This is a genomic window from Microbacterium sp. (assembly GCF_035277845.1).
GTDB lineage: Bacteria > Actinomycetota > Actinomycetes > Actinomycetales > Microbacteriaceae > Microbacterium.
Genome location: NZ_DATEJS010000211.1, coordinates 1 through 8,815, shown reverse-complemented (window position 1 = coordinate 8,815; position 8,815 = coordinate 1). Strand labels below are relative to the sequence as shown.

Here is an 8,815-nt window from a genome sequence, read left to right as displayed (position 1 = left end):
CGGATGCGCCGGATCCTCGACAGGAAGAGCCGGTGCCGGCGCCGTGGGGCCGGCCCACGTCGGAGCCGAGGCCGATGCGGCGGGTCCGGATGCCGCGTCCGCCGCGACCGCAGCGGCCACGCCGGCGATCACCGGCACCGGGCGGACGACCGGTGCGGCCTGGGTGAGGACGGCGGCCACCTCGGGCGTGATGACGGGCACCGAGGCGGTGCGGATCCGCTCCTGCTGACGCGCCTGACGGCGGGTGAGCGGCGCGGTGCCGAGGTCGACGCTCGCATCGGCGATCGGCGCGGGCGGGACGATCACCGGCTCCGCCGCGCGCGGAAGCGGGGCGATGATCGCGGTCGGGGCATCCGCGCTCGGGACGGCGGGCGGCGGCGTCTTCTCGTCGTCGGTCGGGGCCGGCGCGATCGGCGTGGACGGCGCGTCGGAAGCCGCGTCGGGTGCGCTGCCTCCGTCGGGTGTGCCGGGGTCGGTGATGACCGGAGTGACCCCTGTGTTGCGCAGCTCACGCAGCTGCTTGCGGGTGAGCTGAGGAGATTCCGGCTGATCTGGTGTGCTCATGCCATGCTCCGATAAAGATGATGCTTCGCGATGTATTGGACGACCCCGTCGGGAACGAGGTACCACACGGGATGACCGTTGCTGACGCGCTCGCGGCAATCGGTCGACGAGATCGCGAGCGCGGGGACCTCCAGCTGGCTCACCCCTTCGGAGGGCAGCCCGTCGGTCGTGAGGACGTGGCCCGGCCGGGAGACCGCGACGAAGTGGGCGAGATCCCACAGCCCATCATGCTCCCTCCAACTGAGAATCTGCGCCACGGCGTCCGCGCCGGTGATGAAGAACAGCTCGGCGTCGGGGCGCTGCGCCTTCAGATCCCGCAGCGTGTCGACCGTGTAGGTGGGGCCGTCGCGGTCGATGTCGACCCGGCTGACGGTGAAGCGGGGGTTGGATGCCGTCGCGATGACGGTCATCAGATACCGGTGCTCCCCCTCCGAGACGTGCGACTTCTGCCAGGGCTGCCCGGTCGGCACGAAGACGACCTCGTCGAGGTCGAACGACTGCGCCACCTCGCTCGCGGCAACGAGGTGCCCGTGGTGGATGGGATCGAACGTCCCGCCCATGACCCCGATGCGCGGGGCCCGTGTCGCCGTCATGCGGAAGATCAGTGCCCGTGGCTCGCCTGCCGGACGTCGCCCTCGTGCGCACGCGCGAAGGCCTCCGCCTTGTGCGAATGACGGTTGGCGACGTGACGATACGACCGGGTGACCAGCGCGAGGCCCCCGAACGCGCAGATGGCGATGATCGGGAACATCACGGTCTCGAGCATGACATTGCCGTGCTCGCCTTCTGCTGCGGCGAGGGCGATCAGCTGAGTGGCCAGGGTCATCGGGTCTCCGTTTCGGGGTCCGCGTCTGCACAGTCGTACAGAGCGCGCTGAGCTTACAGTGTAGCCGTCAGGGGCGCACTTGACCCGTGCCGCGCGCGAGCCACTTGGTGCTGGTGAGCTCCGGCAGCCCCATCGGACCGCGGGCGTGCAGTTTCTGGGTCGAGATCCCGACCTCCGCGCCGAAGCCGAACTCGCCGCCATCCGTGAAACGGGTCGAGGCGTTCGCCATCACGACGGCCGAGTCCACCTCGGCGAGGAACCGCTCCGCGGCCTCGTCGTCGTCGGTGATGATCGACTCGGTGTGGTGCGTCGAGTACCGGCGGATGTGCTCGAGCGCGTCGTCGAGATCGGCGACCACGCGCATCGACAGGTCGAGGCTCATGTGCTCGGTCGCCCAGTCCGAGTCGACGGCCGGGACGACGTCCGACGCCCGCCGGGCGACCGCCTCGTCCCCGTGCACCGTGACCCCGGCCTCCTGCAGCGCCGCGACCACCGGACCGACCACGCGGTCGGCGGCATCCCGATGCACCAGCACCGTCTCGACCGCGTTGCACACGCTCGGCCGCTGCACCTTCGCGTTCACGACGATGTCCCGCGCGCGATCGAGCGGGGCGGACGCGTCGAGGAAGATGTGCACGACGCCGGCGCCGGTCTCGATCACCGGCACCGCGGACTCGGTGACGACGGTCTCGATCAGCTGCGCGCTGCCGCGGGGCACGAGCACGTCGACGACGCCGCGAGCGGCCATCAGGGCGCGGGCGCCGTCACGGCCGAAGTCGTCGACGGTCTGCACCGCCTCGGGGTCGATCCCGACGGCTGCGAGCGCGTCGCGGATGAGGGCCACGAGGGCCCGGTTGGATTCCAGGGCCGCGCTGCCGCCGCGCAGCACGACCGCGTTGCCGGCGCGCAGCGCCAGCGCGGCGATGTCGACGGTGACGTTGGGGCGGGCCTCGTAGATCGACCCGATCACGCCGAACGGCACGCTCACCTTCTGCAGGCGGATGCCGTTGGGCAGCGTGCGCTCGTCGAGCACCCGCCCGACCGGATCGGGCAGGTCCGCGACGTCGCGCACCGCCGCGGCGAGAGCCGCCACGCGGCCGGCATCCAGGGTCAGCCGGTCGAGCAGGCCGGCTGACAGGCCGTGCTCACGCCCGCGCTGCAGGTCGACCGCGTTGGCCGCGACGACGTCGCCGACGTGGGCGTCGATGCGAGCCGCGATCGCGAGCAGAGCCTCGCGCTTGCGGGCGTCGGTGAGCAGTCCGACCGCGCGGGAGGCATCCTTGGCGCGCAGCATCCGCTGCTGCGCTGTCGGCGCCGCAGCACCCGCGGAGGTGGCTGCTGACGGGGCCCCGGACGCGATCGCACTCATCCGCTCAGTCTACCGAGGCGTGCACGGGCACCGGAGTCGTGGGAGCAGGGTTCGGCGCGAACCACGTGCCGATCCCGGCGCCCGCGAGGGCGTCGGCGACCAGGTCGGCGCGGGTGACCAGCACGCCGGTGCCGGATGCCGCCGCCAATCGCGCAGCGGACGCCTTGGTCGCCGCTCCCCCGGTGCCGACGCCGTTGACCTTCACCGATCCGAACTCGAACTCGTCGAGCGACGCGCCGTAGGCGACCGTGTCGATCGGGCTCGCACCCGGGGTTCCGGGCGGGGCGGTGTACAGGGCGGGGACGTCGCTCAGCAGCACGAGGGCGTCCGCCCGGATGAGCTGGGCGACGAGAGCGGCGAGGCGGTCGTTGTCGCCGAAGCGGATCTCGTGCGTCGCCACGGTGTCGTTCTCGTTGACGATCGGGAGGATGCGCAGTCCGAGGAGCCGCTCCATGGCGCGCTGGGCGTTGGAGCGGTGGGTGTGGTTCTCCAGGTCGCCGGCGGTGAGCAGCACCTGGCCGGCGACGATGTGGAACTCCCGCAACGCCGCCTGGTAGCGGTAGATGAGCACGTTCTGGCCGACCGCCGCGGCAGCCTGCTGCGTCGCGAGGTCGGTGGGTCGCTCGTCGAGCGAGAGGAACGGCATCCCCGTGGCGATCGCGCCGGAGGACACCAGCACGATCTCGCAGCCGCGCGCGTGCGCGTGCGCCAGGGCTTCGACGAGGGGACCGATCTGCCCCGCGTTCTCGCCCGAGATCGAGGAGGAGCCGACCTTGACGACGATGCGGCGGGCGGCCGCCAGGTCCCGGCGGTCGTGCGCGGTCATGCCTCGTCGTCCTCGTCCTCGTCCCAGGTCGCGCCGGCGATGCGCTCGGCCTCGAGTTCGGCGCGGGCGGCCGCCTTCGCGTCCATGCGCTCGTGGTACTGCTCCCGGCGCTCGCTGGTGGTGCGCCGTCCACCCTCGTACAGACGCGGGTCGGTGCCGCGCGGCGCGGTCATCAGCTCGGCCGCCGAGCTCAGCGCGGGCTGCCAGTCGAACACGACGCCGCCCTCGTCGCCGATGACGACCGTCGCCCCCGGGGTCGCGCCCGCGCGGAACAGCTCGTCCTCGACGCCGAGACGCTCGAGGCGGTCGGCGAGGAAGCCGACGGCCTCGTCGTTCTGGAAGTCGGTCTGCTGCACCCAGCGCACCGGCTTGTCGCCGAGGATGCGGTACATCGGGCCGTAGGTGCCGCCCTCGACGCGCACCTCGAACTCGCGCTCGGCCCCCTTCGGCCGGATGATGATGCGCGGACCGGTCTCGGCGGATGCCGTGGCGACCCGGTGCTCGGCGACCAGCTCGCCGAGCGCGAAGGTCAGTTCGCGCAGGCCCTGGTGGGCCACGGTCGACACCTCGAACACGCGCAGACCGAGGGCCTCGAGGTCGGGGCGCACGAGGTCGGCCAGGTCTTTGGCCTCGGGGACGTCGATCTTGTTGAGCACGACCACCTGCGGGCGGTCCAGCAGCGGCAGCTGACCGTCCGGCACCGGGTAGGCGGCCAGCTCCTGCCGGATCACCTCGAGGTCGCTGATCGGGTCGCGGCCCGGTTCGAGGGTGGCGCAGTCGAGCACGTGCACCAGCACGGAGCAGCGCTCCACGTGCCGGAGGAACTCCAGGCCGAGGCCGCGCCCTTCGCTCGCGCCCTCGATCAGACCGGGCACGTCCGCGATCGTGAAGCGCACGTCGCCCGCGGCCACCACGCCGAGGTTCGGGTGCAGGGTCGTGAACGGGTAGTCGGCGATCTTGGGGCGCGCCGCGGAGACCGCGGCGATGAGGCTGGACTTGCCGGCCGACGGGAAGCCGACGAGTGCCACGTCGGCGACGGTCTTCAGCTCGAGGACGACGTCACCCTCCCAGCCGGGGGTGCCGAGGAGCGCGAAGCCTGGGGCCTTGCGCTTCGTGGTCGCGAGCGCCGCGTTGCCGAGCCCGCCGCGGCCACCGGGTGCCACGACGAAGCGCGTGCCCGGGTCGACGAGATCGGCCAGGGTCTCCCCCGCGGCATCCTTCACCACCGTGCCGACGGGCACCGGAAGCTCGACCGACTCCCCGAGCGCACCGGACCGGTTGTCGCCCATGCCGAAGCCGCCGTTGCCGGCATGCCGGTGAGGCGAGTGGTGGTACGAGAGGAGCGTCGTCACCTGCGGATCGGCGACGAGCACGACGTCGCCGCCGTTGCCGCCGTTGCCGCCGTCGGGGCCGGCCAGCGGCTTGAACTTCTCGCGCCGCACCGACACGCAGCCGTTGCCACCCTTTCCGGCGCGCAGATGCAGCGTCACGCGGTCGACGAAGGTGACCATGGCTGTGCCTCCCGAGGCAGTGTGTTCAGGGGTGAATAGGAAACGAGGGGCGAGCCGAAGCCCGCCCCTCGTCTGAGACTAGCGACCACCGATCCGGTGGTTGAGCCGCCTGCGCCTTACGCGGCCTCGACCACGTTGACGACCTTGCGGCCGCCCTTGGTGCCGAACTCGACCGAGCCCGCGGCCAGCGCGAACAGCGTGTCGTCGCCGCCACGGCCCACGTTGGTGCCGGGGTGGAAGTGCGTGCCACGCTGGCGGACGATGATCTCGCCGGCGCCGACGACCTGGCCGCCGAAGCGCTTCACGCCGAGTCGCTGGGCGTTGGAGTCGCGGCCGTTACGGGTGGAGCTTGCGCCCTTTTTGTGTGCCATCTCTACGTCTCCTGTGGCTTACTTGATGCCGGTGACCTTGACGCGGGTCAGGTCCTGACGGTGACCCTGGCGCTTCTTGTAACCGGTCTTGTTCTTGAACTTCTGGATCACGATCTTGGGGCCGCGCTCCTCACCGAGGACCTCGGCGGTCACGGTGACCTTCGCGAGCTTGGCGGCGTCGGTCGTGACGGCGTCGCCGTCGACGAACAGCACGGCGGGCAGCTCGATGGTCTCGCCCACATTCGCCTTCTGACGGTCGAGAACGACAACCGTGCCGACCTCGACCTTCTCCTGCCGACCACCGGCGCGCACTACTGCGTAAACCACTTCATACCTGTTTCGTTGGGGAGCGGGATGCCGCTCCGTATTCACACGGGAAGACTGTGCTTGCTTCGCACGCCAGCAGAGGGACCGCAATGACGGACGCGATTCGCATGAGCCGCAGCATCCGAGTGGGGCGGATGGCACGGTGCACCAAGGGACTACTTTACCGGATGCTCCCCCGGCCCGCAAAAGCGAGCGGGGCGCGTGTCGCGTGCGTCTAGGATCGCGACATGGCGATCCTCGTCGACGACCCGATCTGGCCTGCCCACGACCGCCTCTGGGCCCACCTCGTCAGCGACGCCAGCCTGGCCGAACTGCACGCCTTCGCCGCGGAGCACGGCATCCCCCGCCGGGCCTTCGACCTCGACCACTACGACGTGCCGGCGGACGCGATCCCGCGGCTCGTCGACGGCGGCGCGCACCACGTCGGCGGCAAGGAGCTCACCCGTGCACTGATCGCGTCGGGACTGCGCGTCACCGCACGCGAGCGCGTCGAACGGACGGCCCGATGACCTCCGGCCGTCTCGAGGCGTTCAGCGACGGGGTGCTCGCGATCATCATCACGGTCATGGTGCTCGGCCTCGCGGTGCCGAAGGGGTACGCGTGGACGGACCTGCTGCACACGTCGGGCCTGGGCCTTCTCACCTACCTGCTGAGCTTCGTGTACATCGGGATCTACTGGAACAACCACCACCACCTGTTCCAGCTGCGGCCGCCGGTCGGCGGCGGCGTGCTGTGGGCGAACCTGCACCTGCTCTTCTGGCTGTCGCTGTACCCGTTCACGACCGCCTGGCTGACGGAGTCGCGCGTGTCCCTGGTGCCGACGGTCGTCTACGGTCTGAACCTCCTGGCCGCGGGGGTCGCCTACTTCATCCTGCAGGCGGCCATCACCCACCTGCCGGGCGGGGAGCGGCTGCGCGAGGCGTTCGGCCGCAACGTCAAGGGGCTGATCTCGCCGGTGCTCTACGTCGCCGGGATCGGCCTCGCCTTCGTCACGCCGTGGCTCGGCCTCATCCCGTTCGTCGTCGTGGCGGTCATCTGGCTGGTGCCGGACCGTCGGGTGGAGCGGTACCTGAGCACGCATCCGGCCATGTCCGAGGGATCCCGGCCACCGGCGGACGCCGACGGCCCGACGCCGTAGCGCCGGGCCGTCGGGTGCCGTCGATCAGGATTCGTCGGCGACGATCGGGGTGGGGGTCAGCGCCGCCGTCGTCACACGGCGCCGGGCGCGGCCCTGGCCGGGAGCCTTGGGCTCGGGCAGGGCGCTGAGCACGGAGTCCAGCAGCATCTCCTTCTCGCTCCTCGGCCCCTTGGCGGCATCCGACTTCTTGCGGCGCTTCTTGGGCCGGTCGGCCGGCCTCTCGGCGGGCGCATCCAGCTCGGGAAGCGGCAGGACGTCGGACGGCGCGGGCTCGACGTGCTCCTCGTGGTGGATGGTCGAGGCCGCGATCTGGGCGAGAGCGGACTTCGCCCCCTCGGGGATGCCGTGCGCGGCACCGTTCGACGACGTCGGCGCCTGCTGCTGACGGCCGCCGCCACGGCGCGAGCCGGTGCCGGTGGCGGTCGCCTGGGCGGAGCGGTGCTTCACGAGCGGGTCGTGGTGCACGATGATGCCGCGACCGGCGCAGACCTCGCACGGCTCGCTGAAGGTCTCGAGCAGGCCGAGGCCGAGCTTCTTGCGGGTCATCTGCACGAGGCCGAGCGAGGTGACCTCCGCGACCTGGTGCTTGGTGCGGTCGCGGCTCAGGCACTCGATGAGCCGGCGCAGCACGAGGTCGCGGTTGGACTCGAGCACCATGTCGATGAAGTCGACGACGATGATGCCGCCGATGTCGCGCAGGCGCAGCTGGCGGACGATCTCCTCGGCGGCCTCGAGGTTGTTCTTGGTGACGGTCTCCTCGAGGTTGCCGCCCGTGCCGACGAACTTGCCGGTGTTGACGTCGACGACGGTCATCGCCTCGGTGCGGTCGATGACGAGCGATCCGCCGGAGGGCAGCCAGACCTTGCGGTCGAGGGCCTTCTCGATCTGCTCGGTCACGCGGTAGGCGTCGAACGGGTCGTTGTCGCCCTCGTAGCGCTCGACGCGTTCGAGCAGGTCGGGCGCGACCGCCTCGAGATAGCTCGAGATGGTGTGCTGCGCGTCCTCGCCCTGGATGAGCATCTTGGTGAAATCCTCGTTGAAGACGTCGCGGACGATCTTCACGAGCAGGTCGGGCTCGGAGTGCAGCAGGGTGGGCGCCGGGGTGGATGCCACGGCCTTGCTGATGTGCTCCCACTGCGAGGTGAGCCGCTGCACGTCACGGGTCAGCTGCTCCTCCGTGGCGCCCTCGGCCGCGGTGCGCACGATGACGCCCGACGACTCCGGCAGCACCTCCTTGAGGATCTTCTTCAGGCGCGCGCGCTCCGTGTCGGGGAGCTTGCGCGAGATGCCGTTCATGGCGCCGCCCGGCACGTAGACGAGGTAGCGGCCCGGCAGCGAGATCTGGCTGGTCAGGCGCGCACCCTTGTGGCCCACCGGGTCCTTCGTGACCTGCACGAGCACCTTGTCGCCGGACTTGAGCGCCAGCTCGATGCGGCGGGGCTGGTTGCCGGTCTCGACGGCATCCCAGTCGACCTCGCCGGAGTACAGCACGGCGTTGCGGCCCCGCCCGATGTCGACGAAGGCGGCCTCCATGCTGGGCAGCACGTTCTGCACGCGGCCGAGGTAGACGTTTCCGATGAGGGATGCGTCCTGGCTGCGGGCGACGTAATGCTCCACGAGCACGTTGTCCTCGAGCACGGCGATCTGGATGCGGCCGTTCTTGGAGCGCACGACCATGACGCGGTCGACGGCCTCGCGGCGGGCGAGGAACTCGGCCTCGGTGACCACCGGGCGGCGCCGGCCGGCCTCGCGGCCGTCGCGGCGGCGCTGCTTCTTGGCCTCGAGACGTGTCGAGCCCTTGATGCGCTGCGGCTCGGTGATGAGTTCGACGGCGCGCTGTCGCGGCTGCGACGGCTCGGAGGGAGCGGATGCCTCGTCCCGGC

10 protein-coding genes and 1 pseudogene are annotated in these 8,815 nt (G+C 71.1%); 2 read left to right on the top strand and 9 right to left on the bottom strand.

Going from position 1 to position 8,815, the window contains the following annotated elements; translation table 11 throughout:
* The 8 genes and pseudogenes from VJR25_RS09010 to rplU all read right to left on the bottom strand — a co-directional run.
* Window positions 1-564: pseudogene (locus VJR25_RS09010) on the bottom strand (hypothetical protein); the annotation flags it as partial.
* Window positions 561-1,157: a nicotinate-nucleotide adenylyltransferase gene (gene nadD / locus VJR25_RS09005; RefSeq protein ID WP_324114638.1), complete on the bottom strand. Its 597-nt coding sequence runs from the start codon at window positions 1,155-1,157 to the stop codon at window positions 561-563. The gene nadD and the pseudogene VJR25_RS09010, both read right to left, overlap by 4 nt.
* Window positions 1,158-1,165: 8 nt before the next feature.
* Window positions 1,166-1,390 (bottom strand): hypothetical protein, encoded by a 225-nt coding sequence (locus tag VJR25_RS09000; RefSeq protein WP_324114637.1) that lies wholly within the window; start codon window positions 1,388-1,390, stop codon window positions 1,166-1,168.
* 67 nt (window positions 1,391-1,457) lie between these two features.
* Entirely contained in the window at window positions 1,458-2,759 is a 1,302-nt protein-coding gene (locus tag VJR25_RS08995) for a glutamate-5-semialdehyde dehydrogenase (protein ID WP_324114636.1), read from the bottom strand.
* Between the two features lie 4 nt (window positions 2,760-2,763).
* Window positions 2,764-3,585, bottom strand: a complete 822-nt coding sequence (gene proB, locus VJR25_RS08990) for a glutamate 5-kinase (RefSeq protein ID WP_324114635.1) — start codon at window positions 3,583-3,585, stop codon at window positions 2,764-2,766.
* Complete coding sequence (obgE, locus tag VJR25_RS08985) at window positions 3,582-5,096, bottom strand: GTPase ObgE (RefSeq protein ID WP_324114634.1); 1,515 nt, start codon at window positions 5,094-5,096, stop codon at window positions 3,582-3,584. The genes proB and obgE overlap by 4 nt, the downstream gene beginning before the upstream one ends.
* Before the next feature lie 116 nt (window positions 5,097-5,212).
* A complete protein-coding gene (gene rpmA, locus VJR25_RS08980) occupies window positions 5,213-5,467 on the bottom strand; it encodes a 50S ribosomal protein L27 (protein WP_324114633.1) in 255 nt (84 codons plus the stop codon).
* Window positions 5,468-5,485: 18 nt separating this feature from the next.
* A complete protein-coding gene (gene rplU, locus VJR25_RS08975) occupies window positions 5,486-5,794 on the bottom strand; it encodes a 50S ribosomal protein L21 (RefSeq protein WP_324114632.1) in 309 nt (102 codons plus the stop codon).
* A 227-nt stretch (window positions 5,795-6,021) separates the two neighbouring features.
* On the opposite strand from rplU, the gene VJR25_RS08970 reads away from it, so the two are divergent.
* A complete protein-coding gene (locus tag VJR25_RS08970; protein ID WP_324114631.1) occupies window positions 6,022-6,303 on the top strand; it encodes a DUF4031 domain-containing protein in 282 nt (93 codons plus the stop codon).
* Complete coding sequence (locus VJR25_RS08965; RefSeq protein ID WP_324114630.1) at window positions 6,300-6,932, top strand: TMEM175 family protein; 633 nt, start codon at window positions 6,300-6,302, stop codon at window positions 6,930-6,932. Before VJR25_RS08970 ends, VJR25_RS08965 begins: the two co-directional genes overlap by 4 nt.
* A gap of 24 nt (window positions 6,933-6,956) precedes the next feature.
* On the opposite strand, the gene VJR25_RS08960 is transcribed toward VJR25_RS08965, so the two are convergent.
* Window positions 6,957-8,815: Rne/Rng family ribonuclease (locus VJR25_RS08960; protein ID WP_324114629.1), on the bottom strand; the 1,859-nt coding region annotated here is incomplete at its 5' end.

Bases quoted from the DNA above. Each gene is read 5' to 3' on its own strand.
- nadD (WP_324114638.1), bottom strand. From the start codon at position 1,157: ATGACGGCGACACGGGCCCCGCGCATCGGGGTCATGGGCGGGACGTTC.
- VJR25_RS09000 (WP_324114637.1), bottom strand. From the start codon at position 1,390: ATGACCCTGGCCACTCAGCTGATCGCCCTCGCCGCAGCAGAAGGCGAG.
- VJR25_RS08995 (WP_324114636.1), bottom strand. From the start codon at position 2,759: ATGAGTGCGATCGCGTCCGGGGCCCCGTCAGCAGCCACCTCCGCGGGT.
- proB (WP_324114635.1), bottom strand. From the start codon at position 3,585: ATGACCGCGCACGACCGCCGGGACCTGGCGGCCGCCCGCCGCATCGTC.
- obgE (WP_324114634.1), bottom strand. From the start codon at position 5,096: ATGGTCACCTTCGTCGACCGCGTGACGCTGCATCTGCGCGCCGGAAAG.
- rpmA (WP_324114633.1), bottom strand. From the start codon at position 5,467: ATGGCACACAAAAAGGGCGCAAGCTCCACCCGTAACGGCCGCGACTCC.
- VJR25_RS08970 (WP_324114631.1), top strand. From the start codon at position 6,022: ATGGCGATCCTCGTCGACGACCCGATCTGGCCTGCCCACGACCGCCTC.
- VJR25_RS08965 (WP_324114630.1), top strand. From the start codon at position 6,300: ATGACCTCCGGCCGTCTCGAGGCGTTCAGCGACGGGGTGCTCGCGATC.